Origin of the sequence: Corynebacterium sp. AOP40-9SA-29, assembly GCF_052377405.1 — a bacterium.
GTDB lineage: Bacteria > Actinomycetota > Actinomycetes > Mycobacteriales > Mycobacteriaceae > Corynebacterium.
The window spans coordinates 286,794-306,698 of record NZ_JBQSWR010000004.1; the positions used below are offsets into that span (position 1 = coordinate 286,794).

At 66.8% G+C, this 19,905-nt stretch carries 22 protein-coding genes; 9 read left to right on the forward strand and 13 right to left on the reverse strand.

The annotated features are described in order from the left end of the window. Positions 1–4: 4 nt before the first annotated feature. Positions 5–640, reverse strand: coding sequence for a GNAT family N-acetyltransferase (locus ACT3SZ_RS09545; protein WP_444618297.1), 636 nt, complete (start codon positions 638–640; stop codon positions 5–7). A gap of 24 nt (positions 641–664) precedes the next feature. After that, positions 665–1,282 carry a TetR/AcrR family transcriptional regulator gene (locus tag ACT3SZ_RS09550; RefSeq protein ID WP_444618298.1) on the reverse strand — a complete coding sequence of 206 codons (618 nt, stop codon included), beginning with the start codon at positions 1,280–1,282 and terminating at the stop codon, positions 665–667. A gap of 116 nt (positions 1,283–1,398) precedes the next feature. On the opposite strand from ACT3SZ_RS09550, the gene ACT3SZ_RS09555 reads away from it, so the two are divergent. Continuing rightward, positions 1,399–2,604: an MFS transporter gene (locus ACT3SZ_RS09555; protein ID WP_444618299.1), complete on the forward strand. Its 1,206-nt coding sequence runs from the start codon at positions 1,399–1,401 to the stop codon at positions 2,602–2,604. On the opposite strand, the gene ACT3SZ_RS09560 is transcribed toward ACT3SZ_RS09555, so the two are convergent. Continuing rightward, positions 2,528–3,151 (reverse strand): TetR/AcrR family transcriptional regulator, encoded by a 624-nt coding sequence (locus ACT3SZ_RS09560; RefSeq protein ID WP_444618300.1) that lies wholly within the window; start codon positions 3,149–3,151, stop codon positions 2,528–2,530. The genes ACT3SZ_RS09555 and ACT3SZ_RS09560 overlap by 77 nt on opposite strands. A 60-nt stretch (positions 3,152–3,211) precedes the next feature. On the opposite strand from ACT3SZ_RS09560, the gene ACT3SZ_RS09565 reads away from it, so the two are divergent. Beyond that, positions 3,212–3,784, forward strand: a complete 573-nt coding sequence (locus ACT3SZ_RS09565; protein WP_444618301.1) for a GNAT family N-acetyltransferase — start codon at positions 3,212–3,214, stop codon at positions 3,782–3,784. A gap of 143 nt (positions 3,785–3,927) precedes the next feature. Here the strand turns inward: ACT3SZ_RS09565 and ACT3SZ_RS09570 are convergent, their stop codons facing one another. From ACT3SZ_RS09570 to ACT3SZ_RS09585, 4 genes are all read right to left on the reverse strand, one after another. Further along, positions 3,928–4,557 (reverse strand): class I SAM-dependent methyltransferase, encoded by a 630-nt coding sequence (locus ACT3SZ_RS09570; RefSeq protein ID WP_444618302.1) that lies wholly within the window; start codon positions 4,555–4,557, stop codon positions 3,928–3,930. A gap of 82 nt (positions 4,558–4,639) precedes the next feature. Next, positions 4,640–4,996, reverse strand: coding sequence for an excisionase family DNA-binding protein (locus ACT3SZ_RS09575; RefSeq protein ID WP_444618303.1), 357 nt, complete (start codon positions 4,994–4,996; stop codon positions 4,640–4,642). An 80-nt stretch (positions 4,997–5,076) separates the two neighbouring features. Further along, complete coding sequence (locus tag ACT3SZ_RS09580; RefSeq protein WP_444618304.1) at positions 5,077–5,373, reverse strand: PLD nuclease N-terminal domain-containing protein; 297 nt, start codon at positions 5,371–5,373, stop codon at positions 5,077–5,079. Between the two features lie 106 nt (positions 5,374–5,479). Further along, positions 5,480–6,259, reverse strand: coding sequence for a class I SAM-dependent methyltransferase (locus tag ACT3SZ_RS09585; protein WP_444618305.1), 780 nt, complete (start codon positions 6,257–6,259; stop codon positions 5,480–5,482). A 103-nt stretch (positions 6,260–6,362) separates the two neighbouring features. Here ACT3SZ_RS09585 and ACT3SZ_RS09590 point away from each other — a divergent pair, with 103 nt between their 5' ends. Then, entirely contained in the window at positions 6,363–6,686 is a 324-nt protein-coding gene (locus tag ACT3SZ_RS09590; RefSeq protein ID WP_444618306.1) for an ArsR/SmtB family transcription factor, read from the forward strand. Continuing rightward, the gene (locus ACT3SZ_RS09595; protein WP_444618307.1) at positions 6,683–7,846 is read left to right on the forward strand and encodes an MFS transporter; all 1,164 of its coding nucleotides are present in this window, start codon (positions 6,683–6,685) and stop codon (positions 7,844–7,846) included. The genes ACT3SZ_RS09590 and ACT3SZ_RS09595 overlap by 4 nt, the downstream gene beginning before the upstream one ends. Here ACT3SZ_RS09595 and ACT3SZ_RS09600 read toward each other — a convergent pair. Together ACT3SZ_RS09600 and ACT3SZ_RS09605 are read right to left on the reverse strand one after the other, a co-directional pair. Beyond that, a complete protein-coding gene (locus ACT3SZ_RS09600) occupies positions 7,827–8,876 on the reverse strand; it encodes a glucose 1-dehydrogenase (RefSeq protein WP_444618308.1) in 1,050 nt (349 codons plus the stop codon). The genes ACT3SZ_RS09595 and ACT3SZ_RS09600 overlap by 20 nt on opposite strands. Before the next feature lie 18 nt (positions 8,877–8,894). After that, the gene (locus tag ACT3SZ_RS09605) at positions 8,895–9,773 is read right to left on the reverse strand and encodes an SMP-30/gluconolactonase/LRE family protein (RefSeq protein ID WP_444618309.1); all 879 of its coding nucleotides are present in this window, start codon (positions 9,771–9,773) and stop codon (positions 8,895–8,897) included. A 43-nt stretch (positions 9,774–9,816) separates the two neighbouring features. Between ACT3SZ_RS09605 and ACT3SZ_RS09610 the strand changes: the two genes are divergently transcribed. After that, on the forward strand, positions 9,817–10,464 hold the full coding sequence (locus tag ACT3SZ_RS09610; protein ID WP_444618310.1) for a YczE/YyaS/YitT family protein: 648 nt from the start codon (positions 9,817–9,819) through the stop codon (positions 10,462–10,464). Here the strand turns inward: ACT3SZ_RS09610 and ACT3SZ_RS09615 are convergent, their stop codons facing one another. From ACT3SZ_RS09615 to ACT3SZ_RS09625, 3 genes are read right to left on the reverse strand one after another with little or no spacing between them, the layout of a single operon-like run. Then, entirely contained in the window at positions 10,465–11,250 is a 786-nt protein-coding gene (locus ACT3SZ_RS09615; RefSeq protein WP_444618311.1) for an SCO1664 family protein, read from the reverse strand. A gap of 1 nt (position 11,251) precedes the next feature. Continuing rightward, entirely contained in the window at positions 11,252–11,836 is a 585-nt protein-coding gene (locus ACT3SZ_RS09620; RefSeq protein WP_444618312.1) for a DUF3090 domain-containing protein, read from the reverse strand. Positions 11,837–11,890: 54 nt separating this feature from the next. After that, the gene (locus ACT3SZ_RS09625; protein WP_444618313.1) at positions 11,891–12,622 is read right to left on the reverse strand and encodes an MSMEG_4193 family putative phosphomutase; all 732 of its coding nucleotides are present in this window, start codon (positions 12,620–12,622) and stop codon (positions 11,891–11,893) included. A 429-nt stretch (positions 12,623–13,051) separates the two neighbouring features. On the opposite strand from ACT3SZ_RS09625, the gene ACT3SZ_RS09630 reads away from it, so the two are divergent. The 4 genes from ACT3SZ_RS09630 (at position 13,052) to ACT3SZ_RS09645 (ending at position 19,089) form a co-directional block, all read left to right on the forward strand. Then, entirely contained in the window at positions 13,052–13,231 is a 180-nt protein-coding gene (locus ACT3SZ_RS09630; protein WP_444618314.1) for a ribbon-helix-helix protein, CopG family, read from the forward strand. Positions 13,232–13,550: 319 nt separating this feature from the next. Then, complete coding sequence (locus ACT3SZ_RS09635; RefSeq protein WP_444618315.1) at positions 13,551–15,086, forward strand: DUF3375 domain-containing protein; 1,536 nt, start codon at positions 13,551–13,553, stop codon at positions 15,084–15,086. Continuing rightward, positions 15,083–15,730, forward strand: a complete 648-nt coding sequence (locus tag ACT3SZ_RS09640; protein WP_301441868.1) for a DUF4194 domain-containing protein — start codon at positions 15,083–15,085, stop codon at positions 15,728–15,730. Before ACT3SZ_RS09635 ends, ACT3SZ_RS09640 begins: the two co-directional genes overlap by 4 nt. A gap of 2 nt (positions 15,731–15,732) precedes the next feature. Beyond that, positions 15,733–19,089, forward strand: coding sequence for an ATP-binding protein (locus ACT3SZ_RS09645; RefSeq protein ID WP_444618354.1), 3,357 nt, complete (start codon positions 15,733–15,735; stop codon positions 19,087–19,089). 269 nt (positions 19,090–19,358) lie between these two features. Here the strand turns inward: ACT3SZ_RS09645 and ACT3SZ_RS09650 are convergent, their stop codons facing one another. Continuing rightward, positions 19,359–19,829: a universal stress protein gene (locus tag ACT3SZ_RS09650; RefSeq protein WP_444618316.1), complete on the reverse strand. Its 471-nt coding sequence runs from the start codon at positions 19,827–19,829 to the stop codon at positions 19,359–19,361. Between the last annotated feature and the right edge of the window lie 76 nt (positions 19,830–19,905).

Genomic DNA, 19,905 nt, shown 5'->3' on the forward strand with positions numbered 1-19,905 from the left:
CCTCCTACGCCCTCGGCGTGGTGGTCGGTGCACCGCTGATCACCACCTTGACCGGACGAATCCGGGGGTCGGCCCCGTCGCCGTCAGGGGGCCGTGCGACGTCGATCCGGGTTATGTCATAGACGTAGTGCAGCAACGTCGTGGTGTGTCCGGACGGGGCGCTTTCTGCTGTTCGTCCGACGGGTACGAACCCCGCCCGAGTCAAGACGTGCCGGGAGGCAGTATTCACCGGCACGGTTCGCGCTGTCAGCTGTGAAAGACCGCTGCGGCGAACGAATGACACGGCCAGATCCAGGGCCTCGGTTGTCCGACCCGTTCCCCGGTGTGCCGGATGGAGCCAGAATCCCACCTCGGCATGGTCATCGGTGACGTCGAAGAGCACAAGACTTCCACAGAAGTCGTCGGTGGAGACGTCGGCGATAGTCAGGACGGCAAGGCTGCCGCGGGACAGGCCCGGGACGACCTCGTCGCGGACTATGGCTCGGACGGAATCTGGAGTGTAAGTAGATTCCGGCAGGTGGCCGTACTGGCGTACGTAGGCGTCCTGGGTGCCCTCGGCGAATGCCTGCGCATCTTTGTCGGCGAGCGGTCGGAGGCGGGTGCGGGTGCCCTCGAGGGGGAGGAGCGAGCTGTCGAGCATGTCATCAAAGCTAACATAGATAGTTTAATGGGGTAGGGCGAGGAACCGCCTGACTATCTCGTGGACCTCATCAGCCAACGGCAGGCGGGTGGGTGCCGCTTTCATGAGGCGTAGGTGCGTGACTCCGTGGAGTGCGCTCCAGAGAAGAACGCTGTCTTCAGCTATCTCCGGGTTGTCGGCGCTGATCTGCCGTACGTCGGCAAGGCACTGTTCAAGGAGTTTGAGGGCGCGTTCGCCTATGACTCCGGTCGCGTCGGCGGTCGAACTGCTCGTGATCGGGGTTGCGAACATGATCTTGTACGGTCCGGGGTTGTCCAGGCCGTACCGGGCGTAGGTGAGGCTCAGCTCGACAATCTTCTGCGTCGGGTCCGTGATGTCACGCACAGAACGCTGCATGGCGTCGAAGAGTTGCGAGTAACAGAACTTCTTCAGTTCGATCAGGATCTCGTCCAGGTCTTTGAACTGTCCGTAGGGGGCTGTCGGGCTCACCCCTGCCTGACGCGCGACGCTGCGGAGGGTCAGTGGGCTCTCATTGCTGAGCAACTCAAAGGCGGCCTGGATGAGATCCGTGCGCAGGGTGTCCCCGTGTCCGCGAGGAGAACGCTTCCGTCGGTGTCCGGGGTCGGAGGGTGAGGCCGTCATAGTGCTTCAGTCTAACGCGGCTTCCAGGGGGTGTAGGTGAGTATTGACGGGCGTCAATTTACACCTGTAAAGTCAAATGGCAAAGCGGCGAATGCTTCTTGTGGACGGAGAAGGTTATGGCTGGAGGATTTGCACGACCGACTGTCTCGGTCACCTACGCGGTGACACTTGCTGTCGTCGTGGTTTGTCTTGCTGCGGCAGCGATCCCGTCACCTCTCTACGACGTGTGGCGTGAGCAGATCGGGTTCTCTATCGGCTCCCAGGGGGTAGTTTTCGGTGTATATGCGCTGACGCTGATACCGGCGCTACTTCTGGGGGCCGTACTGGCGGACAAAGGCAGGGGATGGGCGGTTCTGGGGGTAGGTCTGACCCTGAGTTTGATCGCGAGCCTTGTTTTCGTCTGCGCCTCAACGCTCTGGATCCTTGTCGTCGCTCGAGCGGTGCAGGGGGTGTCCGTGGGGCTCGTCAACGCGTCCGCCAATGTTCTCGCCTTGGAGTTCCAGCCGACGAACAACAGTCGCCGAGCATCGGTGGCCACGGCAACCGCAGTCGCCGGAGGGCTGGCATCAGGGGCACTCGGGTCCGGGGTGCTTGCGGAGTATGTCGGCGCTCCGACGCGGCTCGTCTTCCTGGTGCACGGGGGTGTCGCCTGTGTGCTGCTGGTTATTCTCACATCTCAGAGGCGAAAACGGTATGGCGTCGACGGGGCGCAAAGCCCACCGGAGCATGTACCTGCTCTCTGGTCGCCGGCGCTCTATGTCGTGTGTTGTCTCGCAGTGATGGCTGCGTGGGCTCTCGGTGCAATGTTTCTTGCAGTCGGGCCAAGTTACGCTCTCGAGCTTCTCCATGTGGAGAACTTGGCACTGGCCGGTACGGTGACCTCCGCATTGTTCATTCTTGCCTGTGCTGCCGAACAGTGCGCCTCGCGGATCGATGACCACAAGAATCTGGCCATCGGGCTGTGTTGTCTGATGGTCGGTTCCGTCCTGGTCGTCGCTGCTTTCCCGTCCTCCAGTGTCATCATCCTGGGACTGGGAGCGGTCTTCTGTGGCGTGGGACTAGGTCTCGTCTTCGTCTCCACGCTCGCGATCGTCAACCTCATCATTCCCCCGGAGCGCCGGCGCATGTTGACTGCGCTGTATTTTTCACTGCTTTTTCTGGCGAATTCGCTGCCAGTGGTCATCATCGGATATCTCGCGGATGTCGTCGGGCTGCCGTGGGCCGTCACAGGATTAGCTGCCGTGATCATCGTGACCGCCCTTGGTCTGCTGCTTGCGCTGAGAGTGCTGCGAGTCCGGCAGCGACAATTGCGTCAGCGCTGACGGAGTGTTGGGCATGGAGTTGGGAGTACGTCGGCGCGATCCCGGGATCAACGGCGGCCGTGCGCTCGTTGTCCACCATGGGGGCAGCGTTGGCGCTGCCGACGACGAAGTTCGAGAGCATGTAAGCAGACCCGAGGGGGTCGGTAGATCCGACGTCATCGAGCAGGACACACATCCGTTCTGACAGTCGGAGATAATTCGGGCCGCGGGGAGCTCGCATGCCGATGACCTGACAGGCCCACCTGTGTCGCACCAGGTGGCGGTAGTAGACGAGCATCAGTGGCTGTATGGAAACGTCCTGTAGTGCTGCGGATATCTCAGGGTCGCTCCCGAGTGTCTCGTCCAGCGCGAGATCGAAGAGATCGTCCGCTGATTCAATGCGTGAGTAGAGACTCGGTGCGGCGACGTCGAGTTCTTTCGCGACCGCCCGGACCGTCAGTGCGCGTAGCCCGCCGGCGTCGAGGAGCATGGCGGCGGCGCGGGCGATGTCCTGCTCCGTGATGGTCCGCGTGCGTTGGACGGGCTTGCGGTGCTCCCAGTAATTCACGTGTCCCAGGCTATAGGCCGGGCGCGGAGGATGCTAAGCGAACTATGTTAGTTTTTGGGTATGGCCATTGATGGGAAACCTGCATGGAATCTGACCACTGACCGCCTCTGCCTACGCCTGCATGACCGGGAGGACGCGGCGGCGCTTCATGCCATCTATTCGAGGGAAGACATCGCCCGTTTTCTTCTGGATGAGCCGTGGACCGCGGCTGATGCCTGCCGGCACGTAGAGGAACGGCTGGTGAAGGGTGACCTGGACGGCGACCGTGGTGCCCTCGCCCTCGTCATTGAATGCGACGAGCGCGCGGTCGGGGATGTGCTGGTCTGGTGGACCGACCGGAAGCATCGCATCGCGGAGATCGGTTGGGTACTCGATCCGTCCTACGGGGGACGGGGACTGGCACGTGAGGCAGTTGGCACGGTCCTCGACTTCGTCTTCGTGACGTACCGGGCGCACCGTGTGGTGGCGCAGATGGATGCGCGCAATGTGGCGTCGGCCAGACTTGCTGCGGCGGTGGGGATGAGCAAGGAGGCGCATCATCGCCAGGACTGGTGGAGCAAGGGGGAGTGGACCGATACGGTCATCTACGCTGTCCTCGCTGAAGACCGTGTGCATTGCCCTGAACGGTCGTAGTCACGGGCAACCGCCGAAGCGACAGTGCCCCGAGCGCCGCTGGAATTGCAGGAGGGATCACCATTGCGGTGGTTGCGCTTGGAAACCTTGGTCACTGATCCGCGTGGTCGCCGGGGAGCGCCAGTTGGCGTCGCTCCGAAAACTCAGAGGGGTTTCTGCCAGGTGAGTAGGTAGCGCCAGAACAGTAGTCGGCGCACTCGGCACCCCGGTAGCAAGGCACCTGCGGTGCTGCGGACGTCACGGGTTGTCAATGGAGGGGCCAAGACCATGGGCATTGAGTCTTCTGCCGGACCGGTCGGGTACGTATTCTGATACCCCAGCAACTTCCTGGCGTAGAAGAATCCACCCAGAGCGTGGTGGGTGACCGTTGCGGCGAGCTCAATCGGCCACTCCCTCCGGAGGTCGGTCTTCGGCAGAGCGATAGCAGCGAGTGTCCCTCCGGGCCGCAGGGCGTCGGCAAGTACCGGCAGCGCATCCGTCAGATTCATGTGGTGCAGCGTGCTGATAGAGAAGATCGCGTCGTACGAGTCCGGTAGGGGAGGAGACTCCAGTACATCGGCGAGATTGCACGTCACATTGTCGGGGACCCGTCGTTGCGCGCGGTCGATCATTGTCGGTGAGCGATCGATTGCGTCGACGCGGTCGGCACGTTCTGCCAACCGCGCAGCGAATGCCCCGGAACCACAACCGACATCAAGCACCTGTCCGCAGCCTGTCGGCAGGTGCTTCATCAGGAGCCGGTGATAGAAGGAATTGTGGTCCCAGGGCAACATGACCGCAGGCTACCTGGCCCGGGCCGCGACAGGGGAGGTCGGTCGTCAGTCCGCGGGACGATTCATGGTGATCGCTGGTGAGCTATTCGCCATCGAAAAGCTCGGCCTCGATGTCGTCCATCGACGCAGAGACGGCTTCCGTCATCGACTCGTCCCAGAGCCTTCGGTACTCGGGGTAAGGCACATGGTGTCGGTTCCCGACCTTGACCGACCGGATGGTGCCGTCGGCGATGCGCCGCGAGACCGTGGATCGGGAGAGGTTGAGTCCCCGTGCAACCTCATCAGGGGTCAGCGTGGTGACTTCGGTGCTGACCACGACCGTCTTTCCCTCGGCTGAAGCGCCCCGGACGAAGTCAATGAGTGCTTTTTCCCACACAGACTCACCACGGGGCACGCCTTGTACGGCCTCCGGCGCGAGGGTCAACATCTGCTTCTTCATGGCACCGATTCTACGGCGTTTCTACGGCGTTGTGAACAGATTGACACATGAACTGTGCAGTGACGGGGAGCCGAGTTAAGTCAGGGAGCGACGTTCTGGGGTCGCTTCGCGGCGACGTCGTTCTGGGTGAAACTCCCGTTGCGTCCCCACAGGAACCACAGGGCCGCGCCGAGCAGCGGGAAGGCGAGGATCAGCAGGAACCAGACTGCTTTGCCGCCGCCGGCGAGCACATCGCTGGTGACCACGCTGATGAGCGCGGCGACGATGAAGGCCAGCAAAGCCAGAGCGATGACGCCGAGGACGACCAGGAGGGCGATGGCCCAGCCGTTGGACAGGCTTCCGTCGGAGTTGGTGGCCGCGGCGAGTGTGTACTGCATTGTTTTCCTCCAGAGGTGGTGGGGATGTGTTGACACCATGATGCCTCGTCCGGAGGGGCTGGTCGTCAGACCATGGGATGATTCACGGGACGGCTCACGGTATGACTCACGAGAGGCGGGACGCCTCGATGAGGTGCCGGCTGGAGTGGGCGATGAACGGACGGCCCGCGCGCATGCCGGCGTCCAACTCTCGCAAGGCATCGGCGTAGCGCTCCACCGAGAAGTCCGGGACCCACCACACGCACTTGCGCAGCAGCCACACCATGGCACCGACGTCGAAGAACTGCATCTGGCAGCGGGCCGTCTCCAGGCGTCGGACGCTCAGGCCGGACGCCTCGGCGGCGGCGACCTCGCCGTCCGGCCCGTGCGGGTCGCGCGCCGCGCGTTCCACGGGACGCGGACCGAGGAAGAACTCGATGAGTTCGAAGCCGGACGCTGGCCCCACGTGTTGCGCGAGGTAGCGTCCGCCGGGCTTGAGCACCCGGTGGATCTCGGCCCAGTCCGGGGACACCGGGTGCCGGGAACTGACCAGGTCGAAGGTCTGGTCGGGGAAGGGGAGCGGCCCCGCCCCGTGCGTCTCGACGACCTGTACTCCCCGGGGACCGAGCCGCTCGCGGGCGCGGTCCGCGTTCGGCGGCCAGGACTCCGTCACCGACATGCGGGGTGGCAGGACGGGGGCTTCGTCGACCACCTCGCCGCCGCCGGTGTCGATGTCCAGGGCTGCGGTGTCGGCGCTCTGCGCCAGGGTTCCCAGCTGCGCGGACAGCAGGCCGGCGTACCCCCAGGGAGGGCGCTGCTCGGTGGCCCGGCCGTCGAGCCAGGCAAAACCCCAACCGTCAACGTCGGCTGCTTCGGCTTCGCCAACAAGCTCTTCGAAAGACTTCATGGGGCCACCCTAACGAACCGAGAAAGCGCGGCTTCCTCTTGACCGTGCGAGAATTGTCGCACTATCATCGTGCGGAAATAGTCGAACGAATGAGGAGAAGAGCATGTCCCCATCCCGGACCTACGAGCACCCCGACACCGACGACATCGCCATCCACCGCGTACTTTTCGCGCTCAGTGAACCCCTGCGGCTGAATATGGTTCGCATGCTCGCCGATGGTGGCGAGGTTGACAGTATTGAGCTTGGGCCTGACCTTCCTCGCTCCACCTTGACGCACCACACCAGGCTGTTGCGTGAATCGGGCGTGGTCTTCGTCCGTGCGGAGGGACGCAAGTGCATGATCGAGTTGCGAAGGGATGACCTTGAATCCCGCTTCCCTGGGCTTATCGACACCGTGCTCGGCGGATACGACGAGGTGGACCCTTGATTCGCAAAGTATGGCCGTTGACCGCCGCCGCGGTCGCCCTGGGTATCGACGCCTACGTCCTCGCCGGCGTTTTGCCGCAGATCGCCGATTCCCTGTCCACCACCGCAGCGATGATCGGACTCGGTGTCACGGCGTTCACTGCCGCGTACGCGGTAGCGGGCCCGCTGTTGTCCGGACGGCTGACTCGTGGAAGCACTGCCCGTGCGTTATTGATCGCGCTGGGGGTGTTCAACCTCGGCAATCTCATCACCACACTGGCTCCCGGCGTGGAAGTATTCCTCGTCTCACGGGTCATCGCCGGCGCGGGTGCCGGAATTCTCACCGCTGTCGCCACGGCGACGGCGGCGGCCATGGTGGACGACGCCGAACGGGGCCGCGCGATGTCGATGGTGACCTTCGGGCTGTCCGCCGGGACGGTCGCTGGTGTACCCCTCGGCATGCTGATCGGCGATACCGCAGGTTGGCGGTGGACCATGGCCCTGGTCGTCGCGTTCGGAGTGTGCAGTATGACGGCGCTCGCTGTGCGCGCCCGTCACCTCCCGGTATTGGACAGCGGTGGTGGTCCAATCTTCAGCGTGCTGCACTCGGCGAAGACCAGCCTCGGCGTTGTCGCCGCATTTCTTCTCGGTATCGCGAGCCTGGGGCTGTACACCTATCTCCTGCCGATGGCGGAATCCCGGGGCCTGGACGACTGGGGATTCGCACTGGTGTGGGCCTGGGGTATCGGTGGTGTCTGCGCGACGGCCCTGATCGGAAAACCGCTCGACCGCTTCGGTCCGCGACCGTTCCTGATCGCCCTGCCGGTGATCCTCGCACTCGGCTTCAGCCTGGCCTGGACCAGTGGGAACCCCATCGTGTGGATCATCGCCGCGGTGCTCTGGGGTGCGGCGGGGTGGGCGACGGTGCCCACACTGCAGCAGGCATTGACCGCCGATCGACCTTCCCAGGCCATGCCGGTCATCGCCTTCCAGATGGCGGCAATGTACCTCGGTTCTGCCGTCGGAGCAGCGGCGGGTAGCAGTCTGCTCAGCGGCGGGACCGTCGCCGCGGATCTTGCGGGATGGGCTCTCCTCCCCGCTGGCGGAGCATTGCTGCTCGCCGGTGCCGTCAGCCTGCTGATACCGCATAGACGCGACCCGGTCAGGCCTGCAGGTCGATGAGCACCTTGATGTCGTCGGACCGGCGCTCGAAGGCCTCTTCGAAGCGTGACAAAGGCACCACGCGGGTGATCAGCGATGACAACCACTCGCGGTCGGCCTCGCCGAGGGCCTTCGCCGCGGCACGCCAGTGATCCACGTTGGCGTTGACCGAACCCACCACGGCGGTGTTGTTGAGCACCATGCGCTTGCCCGCGGCGGCGATGTCCACCTCCATCGGGTCACCCTCCTGGATGCCGAGCAGGCAGACGACCGGGTAGGGGTGCGCGTGGGTCAGGGCGGCACCGACGAGCGGGCCGGCACCGGTGGTCTCGATGACGATGTCCGGGTCCACGGTGTCCAGGATCTCCCGGAACTCGCCGGAGTGGTACGTCGCGCCCAGTTCAGCGACCAGTTTTGGCTTGATGCCGTCCTCCACGCGGTCTACGACGTGGACGTCCAGGCCACGCTGTTGGCCGATCAGGGCTGCCAGCAGGCCGACTGGCCCGGCACCCGTGATCACCACGGACGTCGGATCGTTCCATGCGCGCCCGCCGACGCGGTCGACCTGGTCCCAGGCCTTGGCCACGACGGAGGTCGGCTCCAGCAGGGCACCGCTCTTACCCAGCGCGCGGTCGACCTTGACCACGAAGTCCTTGTCCACGACCCAGCGCTCGCTGCCGAAACCGTCGATCTCCTTGATGCCGCGCTCGCGGTACTTGCCGTTGCGGCACATGTCGAACTCGCCGCGGGCACACGCACCGCAGGGCTCCGGGTCCGGACGACGCACCACGCCGACCACCAGATCACCCTCGGCGAAATCGGAGCCTTCGGGTGCAGAGATGACCTCTCCCAGCGACTCATGCCCGATGATCAGTCGTTTGTGGCCCTGCGGCGCCCAGCCGTAACCGCCGGAGTTCAGGTCGTGGTCGGTCCCGCACACGCCGAGGGCGAGTCCACGGACGAGGAGCTCACCGGGACCCGGGGTGGGGGCGTCGAACTCCTCGACGGTGAGAGAACCGGCCCTGCCGGGTTCCACTGTGATGGCTTTCATGGTTCCTCCTGAAGTCGACTATCCGGCGAACGGCCGGACGGGTTGGCCCTGGACGCCAGGGGTGGCCACGTAGACCGCCCCGGCAGTGGGTTGGGTGCCCTCGGGGACGTTCTCCCTGGTGGTGGTAATGAACAAGCGGTCCAGATCCGCACCGCCGAACGTACAGGCGGTGATATTCGTGACCGGCAGGTCGATCTGCCCGATAAGGCGTCCGGACGGGTCGCGACACTCCACGCGTGATCCGCCGTAGATTGCCGTCCACACATTGCCTTCGGCATCCACGCACAGGCCATCGGGCCCGCCGGCCGGGTCATTGTCGTCGAGGGTGAACAGTGTCCTCCCATCGTGCAGACCCTGGTTGGCGTCCCACGAGAACACTTGCGTTGAGCGGGTGGGGGTGTCGTTGTAGTAGGCCAGCGAGCCGTCCGGGCTCCAGTCGATGCCATTGGAGACCGTCACCGCGTCCAGCACCGTCGTCACCGTGTGGTCGGCACCCACCGCCACCAGCACACCGCCGCCGGACGCCTGGTCGTAGCGCATCGACCCGGCGTACAGCGTCCCGTCCGGCGCGCAGCCGCCGTCGTTGAGACGCGCCGACGAGGACGTCAGGACGTCCACCGCCGGGGCCAGGTCGGACAGGACGGCGTCCTGCGCCACTGCGATCCCCCGTGAGGTGGCGACGACCGCGCCGCCGCCGCGGCGGGGACGCAGGAAGGCGGCGACGGGGTCGCCGATTGCGGCGGCGGTGACCGATCCGTCCTGCCCGGCGGTGAGGACGCGACCTGCGGTCATGTCGACGTAGCGCAGCGTGCCGGCGACGGAGGAACCGTCCTGCGGCCACCACACGGGGCCCTCGGCGTGGAAAGCGACCGGCTCGGTGAACTGTTCGGCGATCATGACTCAGAGTGTAGGCATCCCCGCGGCGGAGTAGCGTGGCGGCATGGCGACGACCGAACACCGGGACACCCGGGAAACCCTGTTACGCAGTGGATACGCCCTGCTTGGCGTGATGATTATCGGGCTCGGCGCGGCCATCCTCCAGACGGGTGGGGTCGGCGTCGACCCGTACACCGCGATGAACATCGGTATCGCCGAGTCGCTCGGGTGGACGCTGGGGGCCTACCAGCTCCTCAGCAACCTCGTGCTGTTCATCCCCGTGCTCATCTGGGGGCGGCGGTTCATCGGGCCAGGCACCGTGATCAATATGGTGCTGACCGGGTTCTTCATCGACCTGTTCACCTGGCTGCTCACGCCGCTGAAGCCCGAGGACCCGTCGATGCTGGTGATGACGGTGTTCTTCCTCATCGGCATCGGGGTCTTCGCCTTCGGCGCCAGCGCCTATATGAGCGCCGGGGTCGGCACCGCGCCCTATGATGCGATCGCGCCGATGATCGTGGAGCGCACAAAACTGTCCTACACCTGGGTCCGCGTCCCGCAGGACGTGCTGGTCGTGGTCCTGGCGATCCTGTTCAAGGGCCAGGTCGGCTTCGGCACCGTGATGACCGCGTTCTTCAACGGGCCGCTGATTCAGAACTTCACCGAGAAGGTCAACCGGCCCGCCGTGGAACGCCTCGTGGGAAAGAAGTAGTCAGAACACCGGCCACGGCACCGCCGGCATGTGGCCGCTGGGTGCGGGGAACCGGCCCGAGGTGAGCAGCCGGTCGCACCGGTCCGACAGGGCGGCGACCTCCGCGACGCTGAGCAACTCGCCGAGGTGGTCGGCCAATTCGCCGGTGAGGCCGTCGCGCACCGCGCGCACCGCGGCGAGTTCGGCGTCCTGCAGGTCCTCACCGACCCAGCCCCACAGCACCGTGCGCAGTTTGTCCTCCGTGTGGAAGGTCAGGCCATGGTCCACACCGAACAGATGCCCGCCGGCGGCGGGCAGGATGTGGCCGATTTTGCGGTCGGCGTTGTTGACCAGGACGTCGAAGAGCGCCATGCGCCGCAACGCGGGGGAGTCCTCGTGCAGCAGCGACACCGGTTCGTCGTCTTCGTCGACGCCGTCGAGGACGAGACGCCAGCCGTCGGCGAGCAGCCGCGGGGCGTCCTGCGTGGCCACCAGTTCGACCGGCGAGGTGTCGGTGACCGGCTCGCACCACAACTGCACCATGCCCTCGCCGAACGGGCCGTCGCGTAACCACGTGCGCGGCACCACGTCGAAACCCAAGGCGTCCGACAGGACGTAGGACGCCACCTCGCGGCGCGCCAGCGTACGGTCCGGGAAATCCCACAGCGGCTTCTCGCCGATCAGTGGCTTGTACACCACCAGCGTCCCGCCGATGGTGCCGCGGAAGGTGGCGTTCGACGCGGCGACGATGCGTCCTTCTAGCTCGAGCTCGCCCTGCGGGATAGTGCCGGTGACGTCGGTGTTCACGTCACATCCCGTCGGGGATGCCGCACTCGTGGCCCTCGGGATCCATCGGCTCCCCGCAGCGCGGGCACAATGGGCGCCCCGAGTTCACGATCGCCAACGTCCGGTCCACGAACGCCTTCGCCGCACCCACCGGGATGCGCACCGACAGCAGTTCGTCCGGCTCGACTTCGAGCTCGACCGGCTCATCGGCGTCCACCGAGGCCTGCAGCTCCTCGAGCTCCTCGGCGTCCAACTCGGGCGGGGGAGCGGCCTCGATTACCACCTGCGAGGTCTTCGGGTCCCAGCCCAGGCTGAGCACCCCGACCCGGAACTCCTCGTCGACGGGCATGTCCAGCGGATCATCGTCGACGAGCAACTCGTCGGTGACATCCGGGACGTTGAAAGGGTTGCCGTCCTGGCTGCGGAGCTTGCCGAGCAACTCGGCGATCCCCTCCGCCAGGGCGGCGGACTGCTGCTTCTCCAAGGCGACGCTGACCGTGGTGCCCTTGTCCTGGGCCTGCAGGTAGAACGTCCGGTCACCGGGCATCCCCACAGTGCCGACAACGAAGCGGTCCGGCCAGTCGAATCCGTGTGTGGTGGTGGGCATGGGGCCCATTGTAGGAGCCTTGGTCGCAGTAGCGCAGTAAATAGGTCGCGGAGATCAGTGAGAGTGGCCGGGTTCTGGGTTTGGCTCGTGGCCGGCGCCGCCGCCGACCTGTGCTTCGGTGTCGCCGGTGTTGCTGGCGGCCGTGGCCAGTGCCGCGAGCCAGGACAGGTCACCGTTGGTGGTGTTCACACACAGGACGTGCGGCATCGCCGCGGTGTAGTGGATGATCGTCACCGACGCCGGGTCGGCGTGTACGCGCTGGAAGTGGTCGAAAGGCATGCCGTAGGCGTCGGCGATGATCGACTTGATGATGTCGCCGTGGCTCACCGCCGCCCACACCGCGCCTGGGCCGTGGTCGGACTCGATCGCGGCATCGTGTCGACGGACCGCAGCGACGGAACGCTCCTGCATAGTCGCCAGGGACTCCCCGCCGGGGAACTGCGCGGCGGACGGTTGCTCAATGACCGTCTTCCACAGCTCCTCCTTGCCCAGGTCGGCGAGCGTGCGGCCCTGCCAGTCGCCGTAGTCGCACTCGACGATGCCTTGCTCGGTGATGAACTCGGGCGTCGTTGTCTGCTGGTCGATGATAGTTTTCGCGGTCTGTTGGCAGCGCTCCAGCGGGCTGGCGACGACGGCGGCCAGGGGAACCTCGGCGAGGCGGGCGGCGGCGCGTTGGGCCTGGTGGTGCCCGGTGTCGTCGAGGTGGACGCCGGGGGTGCGTCCGGCGAGGATGCCGTCGGTGTTCGCGGTGCTGCGTCCGTGGCGGACCAGGATGACTGTGGCCATGGGGCCGAGGTTAGCCGTGGTGGGGCAGGTCGTGCAGTGGTGTCTGTCGGGGCGGGAGGTAGCTGGCCGTGGACTTCGTGGCGCGGGAACTTCCCACTTAACTTCCCACCTACTCACCACTGAACTTCCCACTTAACTCACCAGGGTGTTATGTCGGGTGGGAAGCTTCGGTCGTTGGCCCGGGGCAGTGGGACGTCGGGCGCTGCCTTTCGTAGTCCGTTGAGGCGGCAACTCGGGAGGTTGGTGCGACTGACCTCTGGGTTTGCAGGCTGCGACGAGGTGGCTGAGGGGACTGGGGCCGGGGCTGGGAGGCGGCTAGTCCGTGCATCTTGTGGCGGGGCTACTTCCCACTCAACTTCCCACCTACTCACCACTTAACTCACCAGGGTGTTATGTCGGGTGTTGAGCTGGACACAATTGTCCGCGGGAATGGTCAGGGCGCTCAAGAAGCGTGGTCGTGGACGCCCTGGCCGCGGTGCAGAACCTTCACAGGTGGTCGCACTTCGTCTCACCGCCGAGGAAATCGCCGAAGTTGATGATCGGGCAGGGCGGGAAGGGAAAACCCGCTCCGACGTCATCCGCGAGGCTCTGCGCAACTCGGTCGCATGAGAGTTCATGATTCGGCTCTGAAGCATGGCATTCCGCCTCAAGAGTCGATTCAGTCGCGTCCTCTAGCGTGGTGTATCTGTAACCGTCGGTGATCACGCCGTCAACGACGAGACCATTGGCGGCCAACCTGGGGACAAACGGGCGGATGTCACCTGAGTCATGCCCTGGGGTGTTTTCAGGGCGGAATCCGCCCTGGGGCATGACTCAGGTGACATTGTGGCAAGAGGATCAGCGGCCCGCCCGCCCTCACCAGAAGCCCCACCCACCCCTGACCCCGACGACTCTGTAGCCCGCGAGCCGGGGGCTACACTCTTCCCCGATGGTAATCATGCGTGCAGAGGCGGCCTATCAGCGGACGGCGGCGGCCTTCAGGAATCCGACGCTTGACCTGCTGCACGGCAGGTACGCGCCGTTTGTCGTCGCGGCGTTGTCGCTGATCTTCACCCCGGACCGTCCTACCGTGGCGATCTCGGACGCCCACGTGGAGGTCGGGGACGTCGTCGACGAGCTGCGCGCCGCCGGCTACGACGAGGACGACCGAGCCGACCGGGCTGACCGGGGCTCCCGCGGCCTCCCGTCCGGCACCGGCCGGGAGATCTGCCGCTACTGGGTGCGCGTCGGCTGGCTCGTCCCGCAAATCGAGGACGGTGTGGAGGTCTACCGGCTCTCCGCGCAGGCCGTGGGTGCCTTGGAGATCGTCGGACGCAGCGGCCTGGGGCGTGCGCGGGTGTCGCGCTCGCGTGTGCGCACCCTGCTGGACGCCGTCGACCAGCTCGCCCACGCCGCGGAGACCGACCCGCAGGAACGTATCGCCACGCTGCAGGCCGAACGTGCCTCGATCGACGAGGAGATCGCACGGCTCGAACGCGGCGAGATTGACCCCGTCGACGACGACCAGCTGCTCGAGGAGGCAGAGAACGTCGCCCACCTGTCCCGCGAACTGCCGGCGGACTTCGCCCGGGTGGCGGAGTCGATCAACGCGATGCAGCGCGACGTGGTCGCGGACCTGCGTCAGGACGTCCGGCCCACCGGCGAGGTCCTGCGCGAGTACCTGCACCGTGGCCAGCACGTCATGGAGGCCACCCCGGAGGGTCGGGCGTTCTCCGGGGCGTTGAACCTCATCGGCGACCCGGAGCACATCGACCACCTCACCGACCAGCTCAGCATGCTGATGGCCTTGCCGTTCTCCCGGCACATGGGGGCGGAGCAGCGTCGGGAGTTGCTGGCGATCGCGCGGCGCGTGGAGCAGGGCGTGCAGGAGGTGCTCACGGCGCAGCGTCGGGCGTCGCATGTGATCACCGCGCAGGTGCGCACCCATGACCCGGTGCGTGACCGGGAGGTCGATGACCTGCTGCGCAGCGTGATGTCGGGGCTGCAGACGTGGATGCAGCAGACCGGGGCGCAGGCGCGCCGTCATGACGAGGTCGAGCCGCTGCGCAGTTTCCCGACCGCGCACCTGGGGCATCTGCGTCAGACGCTCAACGACCTGGAGGTGCCCGGAGGCCCCGAGCCGCTGCGGTCGGACGAGTCGGACGTGGAGTTCCTCCACGCCGATACGCGCGCCTGGGGCGGGCCCTACTACCGCGAGCTGGAGGAGTACGTCGCCGGGTTGGACGGCGACAGCTTCGACCTCGCCGACGCCTTCGCCGCGGTCCCGCAGGACGCCCGACGTCCCGTCGACCTGCTGGGACTGCTGGAGATCGCGCACCGCAACGGCATGCAGGACGGCGAGGACGTCTCCGTGGTGGAGACCGTGCGCCCCGACGGCACCGTCCGGCGCTTCGCCTTCGGCGCCGTCACCGCAAACACAGCAGCCGACACCGCAGCCGACACCGACCGAGGAGCTGAGCAATGACCGAGAACGAGCCGTTCATCGACACCGTGCCGATGGAGCAGGACCCGGACGAGTGCTTCGCCGGCGACCGCGGTGTGCTGGACCCGGAGGTGCGCCGGGTGCTGGTGCGTCTGCTGCAGCGTCGGTTCCTGCAGGCCGACCGTAACCGGGAGGACTGGAAGGTGCTGATGGACAACCAGCAGGTCATCGAGTCGCGGCTGCACGACCTGTTCGTGCGACTGGTCGTCGACTCCGATCGTGGGGTGGCCTACAAGCAGCAGGTCCGCTCCGATGAGCTGGACGTGCCGATCCTGCTGCGCGACGAGGCCTACACCCGCGCAGAAACACTGGTGCTGGTGTACCTGCGCACCGTCTACCAGCGCGAGTCCACCGCCGGCGAACTCGCCGCCCGGGTGGACGTCGAAGAGGTCGAGCAGACCGTGATGACCTACTTCACGCAGGCCAACGGGGACGTCGCGCGGCGTCAGAAACTCATCCGCAACGCCCTCGGACGGTTGCGCCAGGAGGGCGTGATCGACGAGGAGACCGAGGGCCGCTACCGCATCAGCCCGCTGGTGGAGATCGTGCTCAGCGCCGACCGGCTGCGTGAGCTCGACGAGTGGCTGAAGAAACAGGTTCAGGAAGACGGAGGTACAGAACTGTGACGATGCTCGACACGTTGTTCGGTCTGGTGCCGGCGGAGTCCCGCGGGCAGCAGTGGTTGGCCGATGAGCTGCACCTGGTCAACTGGGGTGGCTACGACGGCGCCCACCGGGTGAAGTTCTCCCCGGAGGCCACGCTGCTGTGCGGCGGGTCCGGCTCCGGCAAGTCCACGCTGATGGACGCCTACATCGCGCTGATGATGCCGCACACCACCCCGTTCAACGGTGCGTCCAACGGGGGAGTGACCGGCCGGCCGCGCGGCGAGGACCAGCGCAACATCTTGTCCTACGGGCGCGGCAAGATCGACGAGTCGCGCACCGACGACGGCACGCAGGTCACCGTGCTGCGCGGTGACGGCTGCGACACGTGGACGGCGGTGTCGATGACCTGGACCGACCACGACGGCTCCCGGTTCACCGCGGTCCGCGCCTGGTACATCCCGGCGTCCGCCCGCGTGCTGGACGACACGGTGAAGGTGCGCGGCGTGGCCGAGGGCGAGTTCGACCCGGCCGTGCTGGAGCAGGCGGCCGAGCGTCGGCTGTCGGACGCCGCGGTGCGGGCCGTGGGTCTGGAGACCATGGCCACCGACCGGGAGTTCCTGGCGCGCGTGCACTCGGTGCTGGGCATCGGTGCGGCGGGTGCGGGGGCCAAGGCGATGAGCCTGCTCGCCCGGATCCAGGCCGGTCAGCAGATCACCACCGTCGACGAGCTGTACAAGCGCATGGTGCTCGAGGAGCCGGAGACGATGGCCACCGCCGACGCCGTAGTCGCCCACTTCGACGAGTTGGAGAGCACCCGCACCCGGATGGTCACCGCCCAGAAGCAGGTCCGGGTGCTGCAACCCGTCCGCGGCATCCGGGCGAGGATCGAGGAGTCCGCCGAGCGGCTGCGCCTGCTCGACGAGCTCGGACGCTTCGCCGACGCGTCCTCCCTGGCGTCGTTGTGGCGCACCTCCCGTCGCCTCGACCTGCTGCACGCCGCGGAGACCGAGGTGCGCACGCGCAAGCAGGCCGCGGACGCCGAGGTGCGTGCGCAGGTGGCGTCCGCCGAGGCGGCCGAGGCCGAGCGCGACGGCCTGGTGGACGTCCTGCGACACTCCGGCGGCGACCGCCTGGACACCGCCGAACGCGAACTCACCCAGGTCGACCGGCGGCTGACCGCGGTGCGGCAGAACCGGGAACGCTTCGAGGAGAACACCGCCTGCCTGGACCTCGACGTGGCCACCGGCGACGACTTCGCCGCGCTGGCCGAGCGGGCGCGCGCCGCGCTCGCCGACCGCGACGCCAAGACGTCCTCCCGCGACGCCTACGCGGAGTCGCGCGTGCAGCTCAAGGACCTGCGCCGGCGGCTCGCCGAGGTCGAGACCGAGCACCGCTGGACGCAGCAGCGTCGCGACAACATCCCCGAGCGCCTGCACGTCGCCCGCCGGCTGCTGGCCGACGCCGCCGACCTGAGCATCGACGACCTACCCTTCGTCGGCGAACTGGTGGACGTGGCCACCGAATACGAGCCCTGGCGCGAGGCATTCAACCTGGCCCTCGGCGGTTTCGCCACCACGATGCTCATCGACGCCGACGACCTGCCCCGCTTCCGCCGGGCGGTGGAGACCGTGCGCACCGACGTGCGGCTGCGTTACGAGGGCGTGCACACCGGCTTCGAGCAGCGCGACGGCCTGGACCCGCAGCGCCTGCCCGGCCGCCTGGACTACCGCGAGACCGCCTTCACCGGCTGGCTGCAGGACCGCCTGGAACGCCAGTTTGGCTTCTACTGCGCTGACTCCGCCGACGAACTCTCCGCACGTCAGCCGGCACTCACCATCACCGGGCAGGTCTCCCAGGGCGACCGCGGTGCCCACGGCGGGCACGGCGGACGCAACGTGCTGGGCTTCTCCAGCCACCGGCGCCTCGGCGAACTCGAGGAGACCATCGGTGCGCTGCGCGCACAGGTCCGCGAGGCGGAGGACGCCGAACGCGCCGCCGGCACCGACCTCGATGCCCTCGACGCCCGGCACGCCGCCTACGCCCGCGTCACCGACCTGACCTGGGAGGAGATCGACGTCGCCAGCGTGGAGGCCGAACGTGCCCGCTGGTCCGGCATCATCGACGAGATCACCGACGGCAACCCCGAGATCGCCGACCTACAGCGGCAGATCGCCGAGCTGAAGGTCACCGTCACCCGCCTGCAGGAGTCCACCGGACGCGCCAAGGGCGATCAGGAACGCCTGGCCGCGCAGTGGGCCGACACCGTCGACGAGGTCGACGCCGCCCAGGAGGCACTCGACGAGGCGGAGAGCGCCGGCCGGGAACTCGACGACGCCCAGGCGTCCTACCTCAACGAACGCTTCGACCCGCCGGAGACCGCAGGCGACGGTTCCGGCTCTGCGGCCACCGCGAAGCGTCTGGCCAGGTTCGACGCCGCGCTGGACACCGCATCCAGGCGCCTGGAGGACGACCGCACCGCCGCGCAGAACACCGTCGCCGAGCAACGCGAGGCGCTGCGTCGGACGATGGAAACCTTCCTTGACGCCTGGCCCAACCCCACGCTGCGCGCTGATCCCGATACGTCCCTAAAGGACTTCGAACGCATCCTGGTCGACCTGGAGACCAGCGGCCTGCACGAACTCGAGGCCGAATGGCGCGACAGCCTGCTCACACTCTCCGGCAACGACCTGACCAACCTGGACTCCACGCTGGGACGCTCGCTGCGCGAGATCCGCGAGCGCATCGAACCGATCAACCGGATCATGGAGGACCTGCCGTTTTACGACGATGACCACCGGCTGCAGATCTCCCCGCGGGAGAACCAGTCCGAGGTACGCCGCCGATTCCGCAAGGACCTGCGCGACGTGCGCACCCTCATCGCCGAGGCAGGCAACGACGGCGAACGTGAGCAGGCCTACGAGCGCATGGCGCGACTCATCAACCGCATCCGACGCACCGCGCCCGACTTCGCCGACCTGGTGGACGTGCGCAACCACGTGCGCGTCAGTGCCGAGAAGATCCACGCCGTGACCAAGGAACACGCAGCCCTCTACGACCACATCGGCGAGAAGTCCGGCGGCGAGTCCCAGGAACTCATCGCCTTCATCGTCGGTGCGGCACTGCGCTACCAGCTCGGCGACGCCGACGCGGCGCGTCCCCGCTACGCACCGGTGTTCCTCGACGAGGCGCTGATCAAGGCGGACGCCCACTTCACCGAACGTGCCATCGGTGCCTGGCGGGGCCTCGGCTTCCAGCTGGTCATCGGCGCGCCGAACGACAAGTACAGCGCGATCGAACCGCACGTGGACGTGGAGTACGACATCCTCAAGGACACCCGCGGGCGCTCCTGGGCCAAGCCGAAGGTGGGGTTGGTGGGGTAGTCGAGGTGGTGCTGGCGGCGGGGCTGGTGCTTCCGGTTCCTGCCGGTTCCTGCCGGTTGAGGGGAGCACCCCGCGTCGCGTGCCGGATCCGGTCTCTGCGTGCCGTGAAAGGGACGAATCCGGCACGCTACCGGGGGTCGGTGGCCTCCGACGGTGCCGAATGCTGCGGGGCGCTGCTGGTTGAGGTGAGCACCCCGCGTCGCGTGCCGGATAGGGTCCTCGCGCGCCAAGAAAGGGACGGATCCGGCACGCTACCGGGGGTTGCCGTACTACTGCTGCGTGGTGTTGACGATGTAGAGGTCGCAGGGCGACTCTGCGGAGACCTTGCGCGCGATACTGCCCAGGATCCGGGAGAAGCCCTGGACGTGCTTATTGCCCACCACGATGGTGTCCGCGTCGAGTTCCTCGGCCTTCTTCAGCAGGGCATCGGCCGGGGTGCCCTCCACCGCGGCGGCGTGCACGGTGAGGGAGGGGTACTTCTCGCGCAGGACGTCCGACACGGAGTCAGCGACCTCCTGCGCGGCGTGGGAGTAACTCTCCGTGAGCCGACGGTAGGCGGCCTGCGTCCCGGCGCTCGGGTTGTTCGCCCGGGCGGCCTCCAGGGTGACCGTGCCGCTGATGCTGAACGCGGAGAGCACGTGCAGCTCCGCACCGGTGCCGGCGGCCAGCTCCGCGGCCTTATCGGCGGCGGCGAGGGCCGTCTGGCTGGAGTCGACACCGGTCACGATCGTCTTGGTCATGGTGCACCTTTCGAGGGAAGGACGGATACTTTCGTCAGTGTAGTCTGCGTCGGAACAGTGCGTGTCCCGGTACGAG